Annotated in this window: 13 protein-coding genes; 6 read left to right on the plus strand and 7 right to left on the minus strand. The window is 43.4% G+C overall.

The window, feature by feature from the left end:
* Nucleotides 1–220: 220 nt before the first annotated feature.
* From ACAM39_RS05730 to ACAM39_RS05740, 3 genes are all read left to right on the plus strand, one after another.
* On the plus strand, nucleotides 221–1408 hold the full coding sequence (locus ACAM39_RS05730; RefSeq protein WP_369626951.1) for a JmjC domain-containing protein: 1188 nt from the start codon (nucleotides 221–223) through the stop codon (nucleotides 1406–1408).
* A 12-nt stretch (nucleotides 1409–1420) separates the two neighbouring features.
* Entirely contained in the window at nucleotides 1421–2092 is a 672-nt protein-coding gene (locus ACAM39_RS05735; protein WP_369626952.1) for a hypothetical protein, read from the plus strand.
* Between the two features lie 80 nt (nucleotides 2093–2172).
* The gene (locus tag ACAM39_RS05740; RefSeq protein WP_007115322.1) at nucleotides 2173–2730 is read left to right on the plus strand and encodes a hypoxanthine-guanine phosphoribosyltransferase; all 558 of its coding nucleotides are present in this window, start codon (nucleotides 2173–2175) and stop codon (nucleotides 2728–2730) included.
* Nucleotides 2731–2831: 101 nt separating this feature from the next.
* On the opposite strand, the gene recD is transcribed toward ACAM39_RS05740, so the two are convergent.
* From recD to ACAM39_RS05755, 3 genes are read right to left on the minus strand one after another with little or no spacing between them, the layout of a single operon-like run.
* A complete protein-coding gene (gene recD / locus ACAM39_RS05745; RefSeq protein ID WP_369626953.1) occupies nucleotides 2832–4793 on the minus strand; it encodes an exodeoxyribonuclease V subunit alpha in 1962 nt (653 codons plus the stop codon).
* Nucleotides 4794–4822: 29 nt separating this feature from the next.
* Nucleotides 4823–9331, minus strand: a complete 4509-nt coding sequence (locus ACAM39_RS05750; protein WP_369626954.1) for a UvrD-helicase domain-containing protein — start codon at nucleotides 9329–9331, stop codon at nucleotides 4823–4825.
* 25 nt (nucleotides 9332–9356) lie between these two features.
* A complete protein-coding gene (locus ACAM39_RS05755) occupies nucleotides 9357–13931 on the minus strand; it encodes an exodeoxyribonuclease V subunit gamma (protein ID WP_369626955.1) in 4575 nt (1524 codons plus the stop codon).
* Between the two features lie 377 nt (nucleotides 13932–14308).
* Here ACAM39_RS05755 and ACAM39_RS05760 point away from each other — a divergent pair, with 377 nt between their 5' ends.
* The gene (locus ACAM39_RS05760; protein WP_369626956.1) at nucleotides 14309–14509 is read left to right on the plus strand and encodes a hypothetical protein; all 201 of its coding nucleotides are present in this window, start codon (nucleotides 14309–14311) and stop codon (nucleotides 14507–14509) included.
* 27 nt (nucleotides 14510–14536) lie between these two features.
* Here the strand turns inward: ACAM39_RS05760 and ACAM39_RS05765 are convergent, their stop codons facing one another.
* Together ACAM39_RS05765 and ACAM39_RS05770 are read right to left on the minus strand one after the other, a co-directional pair.
* Nucleotides 14537–15217, minus strand: coding sequence for a YoaK family protein (locus ACAM39_RS05765; RefSeq protein ID WP_369626957.1), 681 nt, complete (start codon nucleotides 15215–15217; stop codon nucleotides 14537–14539).
* A gap of 188 nt (nucleotides 15218–15405) precedes the next feature.
* Nucleotides 15406–16209: an enoyl-ACP reductase FabI gene (locus ACAM39_RS05770; RefSeq protein WP_369626958.1), complete on the minus strand. Its 804-nt coding sequence runs from the start codon at nucleotides 16207–16209 to the stop codon at nucleotides 15406–15408.
* A 190-nt stretch (nucleotides 16210–16399) separates the two neighbouring features.
* On the opposite strand from ACAM39_RS05770, the gene folE reads away from it, so the two are divergent.
* Together folE and ACAM39_RS05780 are read left to right on the plus strand one after the other, a co-directional pair.
* The gene (gene folE / locus ACAM39_RS05775) at nucleotides 16400–16978 is read left to right on the plus strand and encodes a GTP cyclohydrolase I FolE (protein WP_007115330.1); all 579 of its coding nucleotides are present in this window, start codon (nucleotides 16400–16402) and stop codon (nucleotides 16976–16978) included.
* Nucleotides 16979–17237: 259 nt separating this feature from the next.
* A complete protein-coding gene (locus ACAM39_RS05780; protein WP_369626959.1) occupies nucleotides 17238–18296 on the plus strand; it encodes an NAD(P)H-dependent flavin oxidoreductase in 1059 nt (352 codons plus the stop codon).
* A gap of 78 nt (nucleotides 18297–18374) precedes the next feature.
* On the opposite strand, the gene ggt is transcribed toward ACAM39_RS05780, so the two are convergent.
* Nucleotides 18375–20144, minus strand: coding sequence for a gamma-glutamyltransferase (ggt, locus tag ACAM39_RS05785; RefSeq protein ID WP_369626960.1), 1770 nt, complete (start codon nucleotides 20142–20144; stop codon nucleotides 18375–18377).
* A 235-nt stretch (nucleotides 20145–20379) separates the two neighbouring features.
* On the minus strand, nucleotides 20380–21783 hold the full coding sequence (gene cysG, locus ACAM39_RS05790; protein WP_369626961.1) for a siroheme synthase CysG: 1404 nt from the start codon (nucleotides 21781–21783) through the stop codon (nucleotides 20380–20382).
* Between the last annotated feature and the right edge of the window lie 35 nt (nucleotides 21784–21818).

Raw genomic sequence — 21818 nt, forward strand, 5'->3', positions numbered from 1 at the left:
AAATATTGCTCGTCTAACTTTGCTGTGAGTACTTCCTTGTGAGTATTGACTATATACGAGCGGTAAAGCCAATACAACCAAAAATATGAAACTTTCCAGTTCAATATGTTTCATATTTTTACGCTTTTTTTACACTTTGGTGAAAAAAATTTTATTATGGGGTTTTGATAGACTGCCTTTGCTATAATGCGCGTTACATCTCCCCACTGAACGAAAAAATATGACCCAGCATTTTTGTTTGCCTAGCGATATCAGCCCCGAACAATTTTTGAGCGAATACTGGCAAAAAAAACCACTACTAATCAAACAGGGCTTGCCGCAATTGGTTGGTATGTTTGAGCCAGATGATATCATCGGGCTTGCCCAAGATGAAGACGCCACTGCCCGACTCATCAGCGAAAATAACCAGCAATGGTCACTTAAAACCAGTCCTCTTACCGCCAAAGATTTTCAAAAACTGCCAAAACATTGGACGGTGCTGGTGCAAAATATGGAACAATGGTCGCCAGCGCTTGGCAACCTATGGCATGCGTTTGATTTTATTCCACAGTGGCAACGTGATGACATCATGGTGTCGTATGCGCCCTCAGGTGGCAGCGTTGGCAAGCATTATGACAATTACGATGTCTTTTTGGCACAAGGGTACGGCAAACGCCATTGGCAATTGGGCAAGTATTGCGACCAAACCACCCAATTTGAAGCAGGTCAACCGATTCGTTTGATGAATGAGATGGGCGAGCTGATATTTGATGAGGTGCTTGAGCCGGGTGATGTGCTGTATGTACCGACCAATCTATCCCACTACGGGGTCGCCGTTGAGGATTGTTTAACTTTCTCGTTTGGCTTTAGACGACCTATCCCATTACAACTGCTAGATAGTTTGGCGGATGTGGCTACCCATTTTGATGATTTAGCTATTCCCCTCAAAATCAACCAACCCCCCGCAGTTGCAGGCGAGCTGTCAATAGCCAGCATTCAAGATATCAAAGCGCAGATGATTGCGCTGCTAAACTCTGAACTTGGCGATGAAATAATCACTCAAGCGATTAGCGAAACGGTAAGCAAGCGTCAATATGAGCTGATGCTACCTGACGCGTATGCCGATATTGATGAGATACAAAGCGCCTTGGCAGCGGGTGCAGTCATCAGGCAAGACATGTCTAGCCGTATTATCTTTACCCAAACCCAAGCGGACTCACAAACTCAAGCAAAAATTTATGTCAATGGCTGTGCCATCGACGCAGACGATATACCCGCTAATGCGCAATCACTCCTCATTCGGCTTGCCAATGGCGAATCCGTCGATGAACAAATTTTGCAAGCAGCTGATGTCGAAACTGATATAATTTGTGATTGGATAGAAAATGGCTGGGTAGTGATTGATTACCCTGAAGAAATCATTGGATAACGAAAAAATATTATGAGCTATTATTTTGGGTTTACCCCTTCCGCAGAATTGAGCGCTACCATTGATAAGGCGTATGAGCTGATTGGTAGCAAAAGCAGCGAACGTTATGATGTTTATCGCGATAAAATCACCCAGTTGACCAGTAAAGAGCTGATGGATGCGCTACTGATTAAATTAATCGAATCGCTACCCGATGATTCAGAACGAAAAGCGCATTTGATTAAAACCGCAGCAACCATTGAAGCAACTAGCGATAAACTCATTAACACACTATTAAGCCCTACAAAAAATGAAGATGTGTTACCTAGCTTCGATTTTTTTGACCAAAAAGTGTTAAAAAATACCCAATCGGGTGAACGTCGTATCTCAGTGCCACTCACTGACGAGCTGGCAAAGAGTTTACTGACTACCATAGAAAACGTCCAAGCAGGTAAAGGGCTTGAAGAGCAGCAAAATTTGATTCGCTTATTTAGCGAGCTAACCAAAGCCTGTTTGCAGCATTTTTTGGTTGATTTTACCAAAACACTCAATTTAAATATGCTCAAACGCGCGGCGATTCCAGTGACCGATGGCATCATCGTCAAAGTCATTGATATCGCGCTACGCCGTTTAATCCCACAAATGCCACAAGAATCGCTTGAACGTTTTACCAAACATTACCAAGCGTTAATATTTAACAATTAGGTATTGCTAACCGTTATTATTCAATTGGCTAAAACTGCGTTACAATAGCCCACTTATTTTTTTAAATTAATAGGTCCACCATGAATCAACTTAGCAATCAGCAAATCGAAGAAGCGCTACGCAATTCTGAATGTCTCATCAGTAGCTTTGAAGTGAGTAGTGCTTACGAGCGTTTGGCAGCCAGTGTCAACCTGCACTATGCAGGTCAAAATCCCATTGTGATGGTGGTGATGAATGGCGGGTTGATTCCAGCAGGTCAACTGCTTACCCAGTTTACTTTTTATCATCGTATGTACTATATCCATGCTACCCGCTATCGCAACAACCAAGGCACCAATGAACTTGAATGGAAATTCAAACCTGAAATTGATTTGGCGGGCGAAGATATTTTATTGATTGATGATATTTTTGATGAAGGCATTACCCTAAAAGCGGTGGTGGACGAGCTGGCAAAAGAAAATCCAAAATCTATCCGCACCTGTGTGCTACTCAATAAACTCCATGACCGAAAAGTACAAGAGTTTAAAGTCGATTTTGTGGGTCTAGATGTGGCAGATCGCTATGTGTATGGCTGCGGTATGGACTATCACGGGTATCTACGCCATATGCCAGGGATTTATGCATTAAAAAATGTGTAAAACTGCTTGTCATAAATAAAAAGGTATCGCTTGATACCTTTTTTTATGGCGTATTTTTTAGAAGATATCTTTTTATGATGTCTGTTTTTATGACCTATCTTTTATGGTGTGTTGTTGAGATGATCAAATTGTAATTGTAAGCCAGTTTGTCGCACCGCTTTTTGCGTCACCGCTAACTCAAAATTCTCTTTAGCGCTATATATGGATAAGGCGGATTTACTGCGCGTCACCGCTGTATAAATCAGCGCTTGGCTTAGTAGCCTTGTATGCGCTTTATCAATACAAATGGCGACCGTATGAAACTCTGAGCCTTGTGACTTATGAATGGTCATCGCATAGGCATAGTCACAACTTTCACGGCTTAATCGCTGGATGGGTATCACTTTTTCTGCAAAACACGCGTATAACTGCCCTTGGTACAACAGACAAATCGCAATATCGCCATTGAATAACCCCAACTGATAATCATTGTTTTGGATAATAATAGGTAAACCGTGATAAAAGTAAGCTTTGGTTCGAGTGATTTTGGAAAACTCGGTAAAAGCTAGGCTCATCTTTTGGTTGATTGATTGGGTGCCCAATTGTCCTTGATGCCCTGCACACAGAATGCGATACCTATCAAATACCTCAAACAATTCTTTTCGATTATCCGCTTCAAAAATATTGACAGGCTTGCTGTACCATTGCTGCATAAGCGCAAAAAATGGATGGTAAGGTTTCGCTAATTGGTTGAAAACAGCAGGCAAACTCGAAGACGCATCAATTGGGTAAAAAGGAATATGGGCTGTTTGCTGCTTTGTTTGCTGTTTTTTAGCAACCAAGTCGGTTGGATTTTCACTTTGAGACGGCTTAATTGCTTGTAAATCAATGGGTTGTAATAATCGCTGGATGAGCTTTATTTTTTTAGGTGCAGGCAAATTTTGCTGAATGGCGAGCGCAAACTGACCGACAACTGAATTTGAATCAAAGCGTTTTGATTCGGTCAATTCCGTGATATAAGGCTGCAAACGCGTCACCGCGCACAAATCCGATAGAACCGACCCTGCATCTACCGCAGCCAGCTGATTGGCATCACCCAACAAAATCAGCCGACCCGTGGGTTTGATAGCATCAACCAACTGACTGGCAAGCTCAAGCCCTAGCATGGACGCTTCATCTACAATAATCAAATCATCGGGTAATGGATTTTTGGCGTGATAGCGTGGTATGCCATCACGACCAATACCCAACAGCCGATGTAAGGTTTTTGCATTGTCCAAAGTGATTTCTTCATCCTGCAAACTTTTTTGCAAAGATTGTTGCATACGCTGCGCCGCCTTCCCTGTGGGTGCCGTCAAGGTGATAGATAAAGGCGGTAAATTAGGGTCCTGTTTTCTTTTATGCTCATGCCCCTTTTGCAGCGTGGTTACTAGCTTCGCCACGGTAAAAGTTTTGCCCGTGCCAGGTCCACCGATAATGATACTCAGTGCGTGTTGACTCGACTTGTCGATGGCGAGTTGCTGCATCGCATTGGGCGCCAAACCATTATCGATGTCCTGTGATGCAGATATACCATTAAACGCCGCCACTTTTCTCTGGGCAATTTTCATCAACTGCTTGGCTAATGATTGTTCTGCATGCCATTGCCGATGTAGCCAAACAATGTAGCTAACTTGCGTTTCACCAACTCCATCAACTGATTGGGCAAGCTTTTGAAGAATGATAGGTGTATTGGTGTCATGGTTGTATAACTCATCCCCCTTCGCCCCTATTACGCTTGCCCAGTTATTGTCCGTCAACGCTGCAATGAGTGATTTTTCTTCCTCATTGTTGACTGTCATTTCATAAACGGTATGACCTTCTGATAGTTGGTTATTGAGCTCATCAAAAATTTGCGAGATTTTCGGTTTCTCTTTTGTTTTTTCGCTATTTTTTTGATTATTTTTGCTTAGGCTATTTTTATTTATTTTGGTGTTAGTTAGCTGTGATTTTTGCTGCTTGCGGTATTGAATAAAACTGGCTAATTGGGTTAATTTAGCAGTTTCTTCAGTTGTAGCGGTTGGCTCAGTCGTATTTGTTTTCATAATAAATTCTTTATGCGTGATGGTTAATTTTAATTGCCATTGGGATAGCCGAACATATCATCGAGTGCCAAGATAAAGGCACTATCAAACTGCTTTACTAGTTTCCCACAGGTATCATGCTCGGGTGACATACCGCGTAAAAAAGCATACTCGACCGCCCCCAAATGGGTATTAATGTCATAATTGGGTAGTCGTAACTTTAAATAGCGATGCAGCGCTACTTGGTAAATGCTTGCTTGCAGCCAATAACTATGCGTGGTCATCGCGTCATATAATGCCGCTGGGTCATAACTGTCGAAATCACTGCCAAGATAATTGCTTTTATAATCGACGATAAAAAACTGTGTGCCGTGCTGATACACCAAGTCAATCTCCCCTTTGAGATACTGCCAAACCATGGTGTTGACTTCTTGGCTTTGCAATTGCAGTGGGATATCAAATTGGTGAAACAACGTGTTTAAGTCGCTAAATGACAAATGCTGGTTTAAGCGTAAATTAAACCCTAATTCAGCAACTTTTTGGTTGTGTTTGATATTGACCAGCGGGACTGCCGAAGCGGCTAACGGCGTATGGATGATGTCATCTAGCCAATCCACCAACGCGACATAATCAGGCTGCAAATTATCAATTTTGATATCATGCCAGTTGCCATACTGCCCTGCACTACTCTCTTTTGTAGAAAAATAATTGCTCGGCATTTGGTAGCGTCTTAACGTGCGATCCACCATGACTGACCAGCGTTTTAACTTGTCTGATCTGGCATTTTGCTGTGGTACAGCCAACTCAGGGGTTTCATTGTAATTATTGGCGATGTCTTCTAAAACACTATGTAAAAAAGTACCCGGATTTGTGCCTTTTTCAAAGTTAAATCTAATGGAATTAACCTCGATACTTTGCTCCCCCGCTAGCCTACTATTTGGGATAGGCAATAAACGGGTTTGCACCGCTGATAAAATATCATCATCTTGCCTGTCTTCGGCATTAACCACTGTATCAACGCTGGTATGGTCGATATAACGAGACAATGCGGTAAAACTGGTATTCGCCCATCCTTTAAAGGTATCGATGGTAATGACTTTGATAATTTCATCGTAATCAATCTTAGCGACCGTAGCGCTTTGCTCATTTTGCCTATTTCCTTTGGGCATAAATTTTAGCTTTGAGTCATAGTATTTGCTTAGGCTATTTGAATCTATAATATGGGTCGTTTTAGTCAACGTTTCTTTGACAGCAAATTTTGCCAAATCGTCCATAAAAGGCGCCAAAGCAGAATTTTTCACTGCAGATTTTTTGGCGACAGTCACAAGATACACTTGTTCTTTTGCGCGGGTAAGGGCAACGTACAATAATCGCAATCGTTCCTCATAGGCAGATTGGTCTTCAATGGCGACATAATTGATTAGGTTGATTGGATTGTTATCGGCTATTTGGCTGGGTAATGCGGTCAATCGCCGACTTAACAGTGGATTATCATTGTTTTGAGTCAATTTTTGAGTGAATTGGGGCGTTGCTTGATGGGTGGTTTGTATACCATACAGATATAACGGCGCACCATAAAACTTGGCTTTACTCTCCCCGGTAAATCCAACCACAAACACTATCGGAAACTCCAAGCCTTTAGACGCGTGAACCGTCATCAGTTGCACCCCTTCATCAGATGGCAAGCGCTGCTGCGTTGACCAATCTTCTTTAGGCTGCTGTTGCACTTGGGCGCAGAACCACTCAAACAGTTGATGCTCGCCTACCTGTCCATTGAACTGGTCACTAATAATATCTAACAACTGGCGCAAATCGATGAGTAATCGCTCGCCATTTGGATGTTTGGCGAGGCGCTGCCAAAAATTGAGGGTGATTTGGCTGGGTAAAGTAAGGGGTTGATTGAGCAGCCACTGTATAGCCACCAAAAAACTGTGTTTTTGCCACAATTCGCTAGCGGTCAATACCAATTGCTGAATCTCAGCCAAACTGGTGTGTATTGACGCTTGATGATGAGGATGAGGGTGAGCTTGCCCTTGCACCGCTTGGGCGTTAGTTTGATTAAGCGCATCATACAACTGGTTGATTTGTTCAAGGGTCATCTGAAAAAAACTAGACAACATCAAGGATTTTAATTTTGATTCGCTAAATGGCGTCAACAGCACGCTTTGTAAGGTCATCAAATCAACACTCATACTATCGCCAAAGACACTTTGACTACCGCCTCTGACCGTCGCAATCCCATGATGATGTAAGCGTTTCTCGATGGTATGAAGTTCACTGTTTTTGACTGCCAACACACAAATATCGCTCAGCGTCAAGCCACGAGTTTGGTAGCTTAATGGCTTGCCATCATCAAATAAATCAAAAATTTGCGCGGCAATCGCATCGGCATAATCCACCGTTTTTTCATCAGTTGATGAGATGATGTCATTCGAGAAGTCATTATTGTTATTGGAGGAATCAGTATCATTTGATGTGACGTCATTCTCGGCTAATGCCACCACTTGCTGACTATAGGGCGCTTTATATTCGATAGCAATATGATTGAACGCAGGTAAGCTAGCAGCTTCATTTTCCGCCGCATTAGCGACAACCAGCTCTGCGGTTTGGCGCGTGGCAGAGATTTTACGATAATAAATTTCACGCCCCATAAAATACGGCTGTTGATTAACATTGGGTAGCTGGTCGGCTTCATTTGGGTCAATATCTTGCTCGCCAACGCCATACCAGTGATTGAGGCTATCAATCAGCGCGGCTGACGAGCGATGGTTTTGGTTGAGTGACTTGGGGTGCTCTGGAAATAGTTTTTTTAGCGTGGTGTAGTTTTGTACGTCCCCACCGCGAAAGCCATAAATTGCCTGTTTGGGATCGCCTACCAACAGCAAAAACTGCGATGGGGGGTGATATTTTCTACCATTTGATTTTTCTGCTTTATCTGCTTTATCTGGCTCAAAGTCTTGTAAATAAACCCTTTGAATGAGTAACGCTTGTTCGGTGTTGATATCTTGCGATTCGTCAATTAAGGCGATGGGATACTGATGACGAATATAACGCGCTAACGACTGACCTTTTTTGCCTGATAGCGCATCGTTTAACCGCGCCAATTGTAAGGCAAAGGTAGTTAGCCGCTGTGATTCAAGTCGTTTTGGTAGGTGGGTACGCACGTAACGGCTGATAAACTGGATAAAATAGTAATTGACGTCATTAAAATAATCTTGAAGCTGCTGCTGTTGTTGTATCAACAACCAAATATTGTTTACTATTTCAAAAGATTTGAATTGCTCTCTATCATTAACGTTATCATCGAAACCAATATCGTTTTGGTACAAATCATTAAACGCTTCAAATAATTTATCGATTTTAGCCACTTTAGAGACGTCTAATATTTTTGCTATATCTGTGTCTTTAAGATAATCTTGCAAATTTTTAATTTCGTCAAAGTTTTTCGCCAGTTTATTTCGACCGTTAAATCCCTTTTTCTTTCTGACACCCTTATCAAACAAAGTTTCAAATTCTGGATTTTGATAGTTGGCTATAGCGTGCATATTATCAGTAATTGCAGAAATATCAAATTCTTGTAACTCGACCAAATCAATCTCAGCGGTATAAAAATTCAGCGCGCGATTGACCGCCTCGTAGTAATCATCAACCGGTAAAAACACGTTATTGTCAAACATCATCGGGTACAATTCAGGCATATTGGCATTGACCTGCGCCATAAATGCCCTTATTTGGTCATGAATCATACCCTTGATGATGCCGCTGACATCATTACTGATTTGCACCTCTGCAGAAAACCCCGTTTCGCTACTGTATTCTCTTAGCCACTTCTGACATAAACTATCGAGTGTACTAACAAATAGGCGATCCAGTTGGTTGAGCGCCAATGTGGTGCGCTGCAGTGCGATACGAAAATTAACGGTGTTTTTGGCAGGTTTATGGGTGCTGTTTTCACTATCATCGGCGGTTGGCTTTGGGGTGTTTAGGCTTTCTTTCGGGCTTACTTTTGCGCTTGCTGCTGGGGTTACATCTACCGGTAACCCAAAGACTTGTTTGGCGACCCACTCGATTAAGTGTTTATTGATAGGGTCTTGGTACTTACCCAGTAAATTTTTTTGTGCCGCAAGCGCTTGCACCTGCGCAATAAAATGTGCATATTTTTGTACAGCGATAGCTTTGCTGCTATCCAAATCGCTGTCATTTAACGGTGTAAATGTAGAATGATTAATCATTTGCAGCAATTGATAAAAATCTTGCAAACGCTCACGGATCCGTTGGCGCATTTCGGCGGCGGCACTTCGCGTAAAGGTGGTGGCGATAATTTTTTCACACGGCTGCCCGGCTTGCACGATTAATCGCAACATCACGCCAGTCAGCGTCCATGTTTTGCCTGTGCCTGCTGAGGCTTCAATCAAATGGCGCCCGGTCAATGGCAACGTGACAGCAGGGGGCAAATGGAATAAAGAATCAGCGTCTTCTTTGATACGTGTTTCGATGTTTGCCTCGATATTTGTTTCGGTGCTTGCTTTAATTCTTGGGGTATGAATATCGTGTTTCATAAGATTTCTTTGATAAAAATGCGTGTCATGCTTCAATGAGTTGGTGCAATTCTTTGAGCATAGATAATATAGGCTCATAAATCAGCGCGCCCAACGTCTGGGCAAACCCAATAACCACCGATGGTTTATAATCGCCGATTAAATGCTGCCAAATCGGGTAGTCAAACTGGTTCACATCCACAAAATTAAAATTACTGTCTTTTAGCCAATCACCTAGATGCTGGCTGGCTGGTGCCTCTGGGTGTTTTTGTTGCTTTTGTAAAAATGACAGGCAAAAAGCCGGCGGTACAATGGTTACGACGCTATCAATGAGTTGATACACCATCACAATATCCTGCAAATAACCATAGGCTTGCTCACAAGGGATGGCAGGTAGATACACGGTTTTTTTATTACTAAACTGCCACAGCGAAAAGCCATCATTCGCCTGCGCTTGTTGAGCCGTGGTGCGGCGCAGCACTTGCCAACATAAATGATGCAACCAAAATTGCAAAAGGTATTTTTCTTTGCCAGAGGTTGGCAAATAATTTAACCAATAGCTGGGATTGGCAGCTGCTGCAACCTTATCTTCAATTGATTGATACGGTTTATATAATGGCAAGTTGGCAGTGATGACCCAGCTTTCTTTACTGTCCATCAGTCCTGCTTGTTTATCCAACGCCAAGGCGCTAATCGCGATTCGCTGCTCTTCACAGGGGGTTAACGCCGTTGCCACCCACTGGACGACCTCGTCCGTATTTTGTACATCTAATGCCCCAAATTTATCTGAATAAAAATTCCCTAACAACTTTGCCTCAGTAGCATCGAGCTGTTGGCTGATAGTTTTTAAGTGATGAACAAAATCCTGCAAATCTTTTTTGAGTTGTTGCTGATTTTGCTGTAAAGATTGATAGCGGTTCACCCCGGCTGGCAATAACTCATTGATAGCGATGTTGATTGATTCTTGAATGATTGGCTTTTGCGCGTTTGCTGCCAGTTTCATCTCGTTGCTATGAATATTGTGAGTATTATGGTTATTATCGCCCTTATCGGACAAGGCTTGGGCAAAAAAAGCATCTAACAAAGACTTACGCAACAACCAGCCATCTAACGCATCCAAGGTTAACGATTCAAACTCGTTATCATTATCACCGCTATCATTATCACCTTGGGCAGGGATAGCAATGTTTTGTGCCTTCACAAAGGCTTTGGCAGGATCGGCTAGGTTGCCAACGATTTTGCTTAAATTGACATAATGCTGCTGCGACTGTTCAGGCAGGTTGGACAAACGCTGTTTTAGTTGTTGCCACTGCGATAGCCATTCGGTTAGTTGCTTTGTATCCCAGACTTGCACGATTGGCTGAGTGGACGTAGCGTTTTTATCTTGCAGCGCCGTATAAAGATTGTGCCAAATTTTGGCAGGTGGGTACAGGGCAGTTTTTGACAGCTTGATTTGCTGGTTTAGAGTAGCTGTGTTTTGGTGTAAATCAGCGGATAACCCCTCGCCATTAATTTGCTCGGTACTTTGAATACCTTTATCTTTATGCTCGCTTTTTTGCTCGTTTTTTTGCTCAGTTTGCGCCAATTCAAAATAACTTTTATCAAATGGCAAGGCGGCATGATGGGTGACCAAATACGCTTTTACCCATTGTTCAAAGTTAGCTGACTGGGAACTTGGGGGATTTTGAAAATTATTGCTTAGGCTATTTGAGTCATTATTGGGGTCAATGCTTACGTCATCACTCGCCATTCGGTTTTGCAAAAAGTCGAGTAATTCCTGTACGGGACTGGCAGGTAAATGCTCGTGGGTATCTGTGGTACTTTTACCATTATAAAATATCCAGCACGCTTGCTTGGCGCATAGCAACGCGTCCAAAAACGCGCCTAAATCGTCATCTTCTCGAAATCTGTCACCGCGAATGGGCAACCCTGCCTGCATCAAATTATAACGGTTTTGCTCCTCTTGCTTTGGAAACTCAGATAAATTTAAATTGAGCATCACCACTAATTTATACGGCAGGCTGCGTACTGAACCGATACGGGCAAAGGTAATCACACCAGACGGCTCGGCACTTACTTGCTGATTGATAATCGATTGGGCGATATTTTCGAGTACAAAAGTGAGTTTAAGGGGCAAATTCTCGGTGTCAATTTGCTGCACTGGCTCGGTAGGTGGGTTGGGGTTTTTTGCGGTTTTGCTTGTTACCGTAGCGAGGTATTTGCTATTGGCTTCGATATTTTCTTTTAGGTCATTTTGTGCGGCAAAAATCGCGCGCCACGCATTGGTTTGATTAAATAGGCTAAATTTTTGTTGAATGAGCTTTTCTATTTGGCTTAGCCAGTCAGGCAGGGTTTTGACGTCATTGCCTAGGTGACGATTTTCATCCAACGTTTGATAAATATCACACAGCACAGCGACGATGTCGGCATCTGCCATGGTCAAGTTTGTCAGTGGTACAAACTTCTCTACCACGCCAAAGCTATTGGTATACTCGCCAAAACTGACCACCGTGGCTTTGGGCATCATCACGCCAGCGACCAAGCGCTCAAGCGCATAAGCAAAGGTGTATCGATAATCATCATCGGCAGCACTTAAGGTTTGCTGCAAATGCCGCTCGTCAAACCCGCGAATAAATCCTGCCTGAGTCAGCAAATCACAAGCACGGGTCATCTGCTCCAAATTAAGCCCGAAGCTTTCATATAGCGGCGCTAGCATCAACCAATCAAATACTTCGCTACGCTGAAACCGAGCGCCCGCCCGATTGAGCAGCGTGTAGTACCCTGTAATCGCTTGCCAAAGCAGGTTGATATCTTTTGCCACCACGCCTGTCACTTTGGCTGGCAACTGATAGCCGTCACCGCCTACATGTTTGGGGAACGTGGCTTCGATGATATTTTGGTGCGTTTCGATGTCAGGCAATAATACCAAAATATCTGATAACGCACGTCTATCCCAAGGATCGGTGGGAATCTGCGCTGGCGTGGCTTGCATATCGCTATAATTTAGCCACCCGATAATCATACTGCGTAGCACTTCAAGCTGGCGCACCATGCTATGACAGACATGAATGGCAATACTGGTATCAAGTGGTTTGGGTCGCCATTTTTCCACGTTTTCAAGTTGCTTGTTGGATTCTTGCTTGAGTTTGTCTTTGATGGCTTTATATAGACCAAGCGTGGATTCAATATCTTTCAGCCCATTACTTTGAATATTGGCAAGCTGCTGCTGTAAAAGCTGGGTTTGCTGCACAAGGTTTTGGCGGCTATCTTCAATCGCTGCCTTTGCTTCCTCACCTTTCACCAGTTTAAGCATGTCATTGATTTTGGCGGTCGTCGCGACTTCTTCTAGCATCAAGATGTCATGTTGGATAAATTCGAGTAACGTATTGGGCGGTGTGTTATCAAAATCATCTTGCCATAGCACATGCTCATATTCATTACCCGATAAGCTTGCAAGCATGGCAAACACTTCACGCGATTGTTTGCCAAACCGTGACAACAAAGTATGACCATAATCTTTTAGATACCAAGCGTCATGCTTGCTGGCATCGTCTTCCATTTGCATCTGCATAAGCCAGTTTTTATCGACGATATCTGCCCAAAATTGCTCTGACGGGTTAAAGTGTAAAATCGTGACATCGGTTAGCATCCCTAAGCGTTGTAAGTCCAGTAACTCTGTCGGTGGTAACTGCTGCAAAGTAAATAAAAACACGTGCTTTGGTAACTTGCTACGACTGATATTGCGGATACGGGTTTCTGAATGGTTTAATGCCTGCCAAAACTGCTGATGCAACTGCTCACGAAACCGGTAGTCATCGTCAAACAGCTGCCGCCATAAAAATCGCTGCGCCGCTTCTAGTTGTTCATAGTGCTCAACGAGCCAGTCTGGTGTGTCAATGGCGTTGGACGCATCCCGCCCGTTTAAGCGATTATGCAGCGCATCTTTCTTGGCAATCATGTCACTCACCGCGACAGGCTTGTCTTGCCCCCAATGAGTAAGCCACTGCGGACGATAGGTCATGTAGCGATTGAGCATATTTGCCATATCACTGGCTAGCTGCCAGATGCGCTGATCTTGGGTTTGCAATTCAGCAGATTGGCTAATCACGTCATTAGACAGGAGCGATTGGTTATTCGCCCAGCTCAAACTGTCAACGATGGCGGGTGTATCAGGTGCAAAACCAATCGCATTTGGGTTATCCGCTTCTTTGTCTTCAACCAACGGGGATAAAAATGGATAAAGCGGATGTTGCGGCTGCTCCACAATGGCTTGTCGGTACTGGGTTAAATAGCCAAAAATTTGCCACTGCATGACGTTTTTGGATAGCATTGCCACTTCTGGCACGTCTAATATATCGTCTTCCTCCGAGATGCGCGCATAGGTTCTTAAAACCCGCTGCATCAGTCCCAAAAAATAGCGACCCCAAAATTCGGTGGTCACTAAGGTGCTGATGCCTGCTTTATCTGCGACTTGTTTTTTTAACCACTCCCCCATGACTTTAGATGGCACAATCACCTGAAATGGCTCAAAAATTGAGCTTTGATAACTGGGATTTTTGTAAGCCTTTAACAAATGGTCAAATAGCGTATCGATTTTATTACTTTGTATAATCGTTAGCATGCAGTAAATACTCAAGAATTTTTATAGATAGCGAGTGGGTCGCTCAAAAAATTATACAGCAAAAAAAACACCTCACCATCACCGCTCAATGAAAAAATCGCCCGAATTGCCACAGTCACGACAGCCAGTGTCGCTTGCAATCTATCAACCTCTGTAACTCACTTAGCTTTTATGCAGTACAAAGTATGCAATCTAAAGCCAGTAATATATAGCTAACAAAGTAATAAATTTATCCCTACGTCACTCATGAGTATATTTTTGGTTACGTTTCATCTTTTATTGTTGTAAGCCATTTGTTTTACTTATAATATTAAGCTTAGTAGGTCTAACATATAAAAGAAAACAACCGTATAAAAGAAAAGAACAAGGAGACGACCATGACTGACAATACTAACGCTAACCCTATCGACAAATCTCAATTAGACAACGCCCAATCTGATGTTGCCAATGAAGCGATGGAAGGCATCAATCGTACCGACATCAACCAAGATAATGCGGGCACTTCTACCTCTAAGGGCTCTGATGAATCGCTGCTTGATATGTTACATGAGGCGAAAAAATTCGAAGATAAAGAATAAGAATAAGAATAAGATAAAATCAAACGGTTAAGGTATTTGCTTAGCCGTTTTTTTACGGGTTAATAAATACGTTTGATAAGCCAGCGCTGACGATAACACAATCACAATGGGTAACATCAGCGTCATGTATTTATAGTGGATATAGCCCAAAGCACCCAATACCCCGCCCCCGCAAAAGCTGTACCATATCATCGCTTGAAACACGAACATCTTCTTATTAATCGGTCTGCCAGCCAGCCAATTGCCCAAGGCTAAGCCCATATCTGAGGTCAATCCTGTCAAATGGGTGGTGCGAATCACCGCACCGCTATAGGTCGCGACCATCGAATTTTGCAGTCCGCAAGCCATCGCGGCAAACACCTGTCCCCAAAATGACTGATAGCTAAATAAAATTAGACTAATGATTAATAAACTTGCTTCAATTAACAGAGCGTTGCCATAGCGCTTACCTTCTTTTAATGCCGTACTACCCACCACAAACCCACTGATAACTGCCCCAGATAAAAACGATAACAGCACCATACAAACCATCGCCATCTGCTGGTAGTGCTGTTCCGCCAATGCTGTGGCAAATAGCGTCACATTGCCCGTTACATGCGAAGCAGATAAGTGCGTGAAGCCGACTAACGCGGTGCTATTGATACACCCTGCATTAAACGCCAGTACGCAGCCACCCCATAAAATCCACTTAGGTAATTTATTAATCATTAGATACCGCCATTTATCAGTCTTTACCTGACTTGCCAAACATGTTAAGCCTGACAAAAAATGGTAAGCTTAACCAGACGGCTTTGCAATCCCTATCCAAACACCAATCAAAAAAAGTAAGCAAAAAAACAGCAAGTAAAAAAAAAGAGCAACCATGGTCGCTCTTTTATCCACTACCCGCCTAAAAATTATTCTTCTACCTGCATCATCACTTGTTCAGAGAGTGCCACGGTATTAAAACCTGCATCGACAAATAAAATCTCGCCGGTGATACCAGACGCCCAAGGCGATAATAAGAACATCGCGGCATTGCCGACTTCTTCAATATTGACATTGCGCTGTAGCGGTGACATTTTGGCGTTGGTGTCTAGCATTTTACGAAATGATTTGATACCGCTTGCCGCCAAGGTACGAATCGGACCTGCAGAAATCCCATTGACACGGATACCATCGCTACCCAGAGAGCTCGCAAGGTAGCGAATGCTCGCTTCCAGACTCGCTTTGGCTAGACCCATGACATTGTAGTTTGGCAACACATGAATACTGCCTTCATACGTCAAGGTTAACAGCGAGCCTTGGCGTTTTGCCAGTAACTCACGGCTGGCTTTAGCAAGTGCCACAAAGCTGTAGCTACTAATATCATGGGCAATAGCAAAACCTTCACGGGTAGTCACCTGGGTAAAATCACCATCTAGCTGATCGGCAGGGGCAAACCCAATGGCATGCACAACCCCATCAATGCCCTCTGGCCAGTGTGCAGCAACTTGGGCAAAACACGCTTCGATTTCGCTATCTGATGCCACATCACACGCCAATACCTTCTCTGCACCAAACGTTTCGGCTGCCATATCCACGCGTTTTTTCATTTTTTCATTCGGATAGGTCAAAATTAAACTCGCGCCTTCACGATGTAACGCTTCTGCGATACCCCAAGCAATCGATAATTTACTGGCGATACCGGTAACAACGAAACGCTTCCCTGTTAATAGCATGGTTTTTCCTTATTTTTCAGTGAACGAATATGCACTATAATAGCTTAAAATTAGGGGTTAATTCTAGCAAAAAACCCAAACAAAGCAAATTTAGTGATTTTCATGGCGTTTGTGACAAAAATCGCTTTACAAATAGTGGTAAAGCGTTAAGCTATGCCTATTTTTTTTAAACTTAAATGTTATCATGACTATGCCTGCAAATTTTGACGAGATTATCCAACAAAACAGTGATGCCTACCGCACCCTAATTGCATCAACAGGGGAAGATTTAACACGTGAAGGACTGCTTAATACCCCTGAACGTGCCGCTAAAGCCTTTAGTTTTTTGACCCAAGGCTATCATCAAGATTTGGTCGAAATTACCAACAACGCGATTTTTCCAACTGACAATAATGAATTGGTCATGGTAAAAAATATCGAGTTTTATTCGATGTGTGAGCATCATATGTTGCCTTTTTATGGCGTAGCCCATGTGGCGTATCTGCCCGATGGCAAAGTGATTGGACTGTCAAAAATGGCCCGTATCGTGGATATGTACGCGCGACGTTTGCAAATTCAAGAAAACCTAACCCGCCAAATCGCGCAAGCGGTGATGGATATGACAGGGGCAAAAGGCGCAGCGGTGGTGATGGATGCCGCGCATATGTGCATGATGATGCGCGGGGTGATGAAACAAAAATCCGATACCCGCAGTATGTCATTACTGGGCGAATTCAAACACAATACCGAGGCAAGACAAGCGCTGTTGATGGCGATTCCAAGCGCTTAATACCTACACTTAGTGTCTAAACTTAATGCTTAAATAGTCAACCTAAATTAACTAGTCAAAAAAGCCCCAGTAATGTTACTGGGGCTTTTTATATTCAGCCGATTTATAACGGGCATATAGCACTACTCCATCTAGTGCTTTTAAATATACTACTTTTCAATATCATCTATTGGCGATACACTAAAATGGTTTTCGATTTTTGCCCTGTGAGCCCATAACATAAAGACAAACACATTAATATAATGACAAGGAACATAAAATGATCCATCATACCAAGGCGATTAACAGCTTTCTTGACGACGTTAAAGTTCAATTACCCATCATTCAAGCGCCGATGGCAGGTGTCCAAGACAGCAAACTTGCTATCGCTGTGTGCCAAGCAGGCGGACTGGGATCACTACCTGGTGCCCTGCTCAGCCTACAAAAAATCGAAAGTGAAACTAAGGCTATTCGTGCTGCGACTGATGCCCCTTTTAATGTCAATTTTTTTGCGCATCAACAACCTGACTATACCCAAGCGATGCAAGAAAAATGGTTTAATACCCTACAACCTTATTATCAAGAATTTGGTTTGACCCAAGATGAGATAGCCACGACCGGTGGACGTCAGCCATTTACCCATGAACAAGCAGCGCTATTGGCGGATTTAAAAGTCCCTGTGGTGAGTTTTCATTTTGGGCTACCTGACAAAGCTTTGTTAAATATCGTCAAAAAATCCGGGGCGATTGTGATATCGTCCGCCACCACGCCTGCAGAAGCGCGCTGGTTGCAAGCCAATGGGGCGGATATGATTATCGCGCAGGGGTTGGAAGCGGGTGGGCATCGGGGTATGTTTTTAAGCCAAGATGTGACGCTGCAAGCGGGCACTTTTAGCCTACTGCCCAATATCATCAACGCTGTCAATTTGCCGGTAATTGCGGCAGGCGGTATCAGCGACAACGCTACCGCACAAGCAGCGTTTGCTATGGGTGCCAGCGCAGTACAGGTGGGTACGGCTTTTTTGCTGGCAGATGAGTGTGATACCAAAGACTTTCACAGCGAGGCGCTGCAAAGTGAGCGAGCCGAACACACCGCTTTAACCAATGTATTTAGTGGCGGCTTAGCACGCGGGATTGTCAATCGCTTTATGCAAGAAACGGGGTATATTAGCGAGTCTGCACCGCCATTTCCCCATGCATCGTTTGTCAGCAACCCCATTAAAGCCAAAGCCGAAAGCATGGGAAGTGATGAGTTTAGCTCACTGTGGGCAGGGCAAAATGCGAGATTGGCGAAAAGTGGTACAGCAGATAAAATTATTCAAGATTTACTGGGCTACTAATGGCAAAAAATAATCTTGATATATTTTGTTAGTAAAAAAAACGTGAGTCGCATCACTCACGTTTTTTTAATGAGCAGTTTAGAAACCTAATGTTTTGCCATCAGGATTTCTTGGGTCAGAATAGCCATAAAACCCAGAATCATCCGCTTGAATAATTTGAATACGTCCCATTGGTGCTTTAGTAACAACTTTATGACCTTTGTCTTGCAACAATTTTATCGTATCAGGACTAATGCCTTCTTCAACTCTAAGCTCATCGGGTAACCATTGGTGATGAACTCGTGGTGTAATTATCGCTTCTGCTGGATTCATTTCATGGTCAATGGTATTAACCACACTTTGCAATACAGTCGTGATGATACGAGCCCCACCTGGACTACCTGTCACCAGCCAAGGTTTATTGTTCTTCATGACAATTGTTGGTGTCATTGAAGAAAGTGGACGTTTTTTTGCTTCAATCGCATTGGCAGCACCACCCACTAGACCAAACGCATTTGGCACACCGGGTTTTACTGAGAAGTCATCCATTTCATTATTGAGTAAAATCCCTGTGCCTTCTACAACAATGCCACTACCAAAGTTAAGATTTAATGTATAGGTGACAGCAACGGCATTGCCCGCTTTATCCATGACTGAAAAATGCGTAGTCTGGTCACTTTCATAAGGTTGTGGTTTACCAGGTTTAATGGTTGATGAAGGCCTTGCTTTATTCTCATCAATCGTTTTGACCCGTTCATTCGCATATGCTTTGGATGTTAAACCTGTGACAGGGATTTTGACAAAATCCGGGTCGCCCAAATATTCTGAGCGGTCAGCATAGGCTAATTTCATACTCTCTGCCATGCGGTGAATATTTTTGGCACTATTTACCCCATCTTCTTTGATAGGGTAATGCTCAAGCATATTTAATATCTCAATCAAGTGTACACCCCCCGAACTTGGGGGTGGCATGGTAACCACTTTATAGCCTCGATAATCACCAATAATTGGCTGACGCTCAACAACTTTATATGCTTTTAAATCTTCAAGTGTCATTGTGCCGCCCTGTGATTGCATTTCTTTCGCAATTTTTGTGGCGATTTCACCTTGATAAAATGCTTTTGCCCCTTGTTTGGCAATCAAACGCAATGATTTCGCCAAGTCTTTTTGTACCAACAAATCACCAGATTTCAGCGGTTCACCGTTTTTGAAAAAAATCGCTTTGCTAGCTGACCATTTACCCAGTGTTGATTTTTCTTCTTTTAACGTCTGTGCCAATACATCACTGACAATAAACCCTTTGTCTGCAAGCTTAATTGCAGGCTCAAGCACTTTAGATAATGGCATGGTACCCCATTTTTTTAGCGCGTATTCCATCCCAGCTACAGTCCCAGGCACACCTGAAGCATCATGCGTGAACAATGATTTTCCATCAATAACATTACCTTGATTATCCAGGTACATATCACGGCTGGCTTTGGCTGGCGCAATTTCGCGAAAATCAATCGCAACATCTTTGCCAGTTTTATCATCATGCAACACCATAAAACCACCACCACCAATGTTGCCGGCATTTGGCAAGACGACTGCTAAGGCAAATCCAACCGCGACCGCCGCATCGATAGCATTGCCGCCTTGTTTTAATATATCCAAACCAACTTGCGTTGCTAACCCTTGCTCGGAAGCCACCATACCATTTTTCCCATAGACAGGATGAAAGATATCATTACTGCTATCGTAGCGATTTGCCGCTGACTGGCTAGCATTGGTGGCGGGTTTTGGCAATAGTTTGCTTTGGGCAATGGGTGATATCAACAACATTAAAGCCAATGACAGATTGGTTAAAATCAGTTTAGGTTTTAGTTGCATGTCCCTATCCTTCTAAATTACTAGTTGATGTTGTAGCAGATACAAATAATATGTATTGCTACAATATACATAAATCCTTTCACAACAAACGTCATATTAAATTGTGACAAAAATATTTTTGTTATCTGACCCATTCGTTAATTTTTCTAACGGATATTTAAGTTATAAGTATTTACCACAATCTGCAAGCTTTTTTAACTGCCATACCCCACCAATTAAAGATTGCTATAGTTTATTAAGATAGTTTATTAAGTCTGTGATGTAGCTTAACCACATTGCCCATGATCAAAATCGCTGGGGCGGGCAAGTTTGCCTCACGTTGTTTTGCCACGATGGTCTCAAGCGTGCCTGTCAATACTTGCTGATGTGGCAAGCTGGCATTGGACACAATCGCAATCGGTGTACTGGGATTTTTTCCTGCGTTAATCAAACCACTCGTCAGTTTATCCAGCTGCTTTAACCCCATATAAAAAACCACGGTTTGGTTATCATCAAGCCAGCTAGCAAAGTCTTCATTGATGGTATCCGTCTTAAGAGAGGCGGTGACGAACTTGACAGAGTGCGCATACGCACGGTGAGTCAATGGAATACCGGCACAGCTTGCTGCGGCGGTGGCTGCAGTAATCCCGGGCACGACTTCAAACTCAATCCCAGCTGCGACCAACGCTTCGGCTTCTTCGCCGCCCCGCCCAAATACATACGGGTCGCCGCCTTTGAGGCGTAACACGCGCTGTCCTTGCTGCGCCTGTTCGATCAGTAGCTCATTGATTTTTTCTTGCCCCACGGCATGATCACTGGCTTTTTTGCCGACGTAGATTTTGGTGGCATCACGCCTGCATAAATCGAGAATCTGCGCTGAAACCAAATTATCATAAAATACCACATCCGCTTGTTGCATCAATCGTAGCGCTTTAAAGGTGAGCAAATCAGGGTCGCCCGCCCCTGCGCCCACAATATACACTTTGCCAAGCTGTGCTTTATTCGTGGGTTGGTTGTTGGCGTGCTGTTGTAGCAAAATTTCAAGTTGGGCTTCAGCTTTGCTTAGGCTATTTGAATTACCCTCAAATACCGATTCCGCCACTTGTCCTTCAAACGCTTGCTCCCAAAACTTGCGTCTAGCTGTCACATTGGGCAATGCAGCTTTTACTTTATCGCGAAATTTACCTGCCAACCCTGCCAATTCGCCATATTGCGGTGGCACGACTGTTTCGATTTTGGCGCGCAGCAGTCTTGCCAGCACTGGTGCTTTACCTGCACTTGATACCGCAATGGTAATCGGATTGCGGTCAACGATGGCAGGAAAGATAAAGGTACATAGCGGTGGATTATCGACGACATTGACTGGGATAAAACGATCTTCACAGTCTTGAAAAATCTGCGCATTCACCGTTTCATCATCGGTACAAGCAATGACGATGGTTTGTTTATCCAAATATTTTTGCTGATAAACATCGTTAATCAATTGATGGCGAGAATCGCTAAATTGCGCGGTGAGTCTCGGCTCATAGCTGGGTGCGACAAAGGTGATTGTCGCACCAGCTTTGTCAAGCAAATCCGCTTTACGCAGTGCCACTTCCCCACCGCCAACCACGAGTACGGGGCGATTTTCTAATTTAAAAAATAGCGGTAAGGTATTCATAGACATTCCCAACATTAGATAGCGACAAGAACAAT

Origin of the sequence: Moraxella sp. K02 (assembly GCF_041154755.1) — a bacterium.
In the GTDB taxonomy this organism is placed as follows: Bacteria; Pseudomonadota; Gammaproteobacteria; order Pseudomonadales; family Moraxellaceae; genus Faucicola.

What these genes read in the sequence shown, in the direction of transcription:
- cysG (WP_369626961.1), bottom strand. Translation starts at nt 21,783, where the DNA reads ATGAATACCTTACCGCTATTTTTTAAATTAGAAAATCGCCCCGTACTC.
- ACAM39_RS05735 (WP_369626952.1), top strand. Translation starts at nt 1,421, where the DNA reads ATGAGCTATTATTTTGGGTTTACCCCTTCCGCAGAATTGAGCGCTACC.
- ACAM39_RS05740 (WP_007115322.1), top strand. Translation starts at nt 2,173, where the DNA reads ATGAATCAACTTAGCAATCAGCAAATCGAAGAAGCGCTACGCAATTCT.
- ACAM39_RS05780 (WP_369626959.1), top strand. Translation starts at nt 17,238, where the DNA reads ATGATCCATCATACCAAGGCGATTAACAGCTTTCTTGACGACGTTAAA.
- ACAM39_RS05770 (WP_369626958.1), bottom strand. Translation starts at nt 16,209, where the DNA reads ATGCTATTAACAGGGAAGCGTTTCGTTGTTACCGGTATCGCCAGTAAA.
- folE (WP_007115330.1), top strand. Translation starts at nt 16,400, where the DNA reads ATGCCTGCAAATTTTGACGAGATTATCCAACAAAACAGTGATGCCTAC.
- ACAM39_RS05750 (WP_369626954.1), bottom strand. Translation starts at nt 9,331, where the DNA reads ATGAAACACGATATTCATACCCCAAGAATTAAAGCAAGCACCGAAACA.
- ACAM39_RS05760 (WP_369626956.1), top strand. Translation starts at nt 14,309, where the DNA reads ATGACTGACAATACTAACGCTAACCCTATCGACAAATCTCAATTAGAC.
- ACAM39_RS05730 (WP_369626951.1), top strand. Translation starts at nt 221, where the DNA reads ATGACCCAGCATTTTTGTTTGCCTAGCGATATCAGCCCCGAACAATTT.
- ggt (WP_369626960.1), bottom strand. Translation starts at nt 20,144, where the DNA reads ATGCAACTAAAACCTAAACTGATTTTAACCAATCTGTCATTGGCTTTA.
- ACAM39_RS05765 (WP_369626957.1), bottom strand. Translation starts at nt 15,217, where the DNA reads ATGATTAATAAATTACCTAAGTGGATTTTATGGGGTGGCTGCGTACTG.
- ACAM39_RS05755 (WP_369626955.1), bottom strand. Translation starts at nt 13,931, where the DNA reads ATGCTAACGATTATACAAAGTAATAAAATCGATACGCTATTTGACCAT.
- recD (WP_369626953.1), bottom strand. Translation starts at nt 4,793, where the DNA reads ATGAAAACAAATACGACTGAGCCAACCGCTACAACTGAAGAAACTGCT.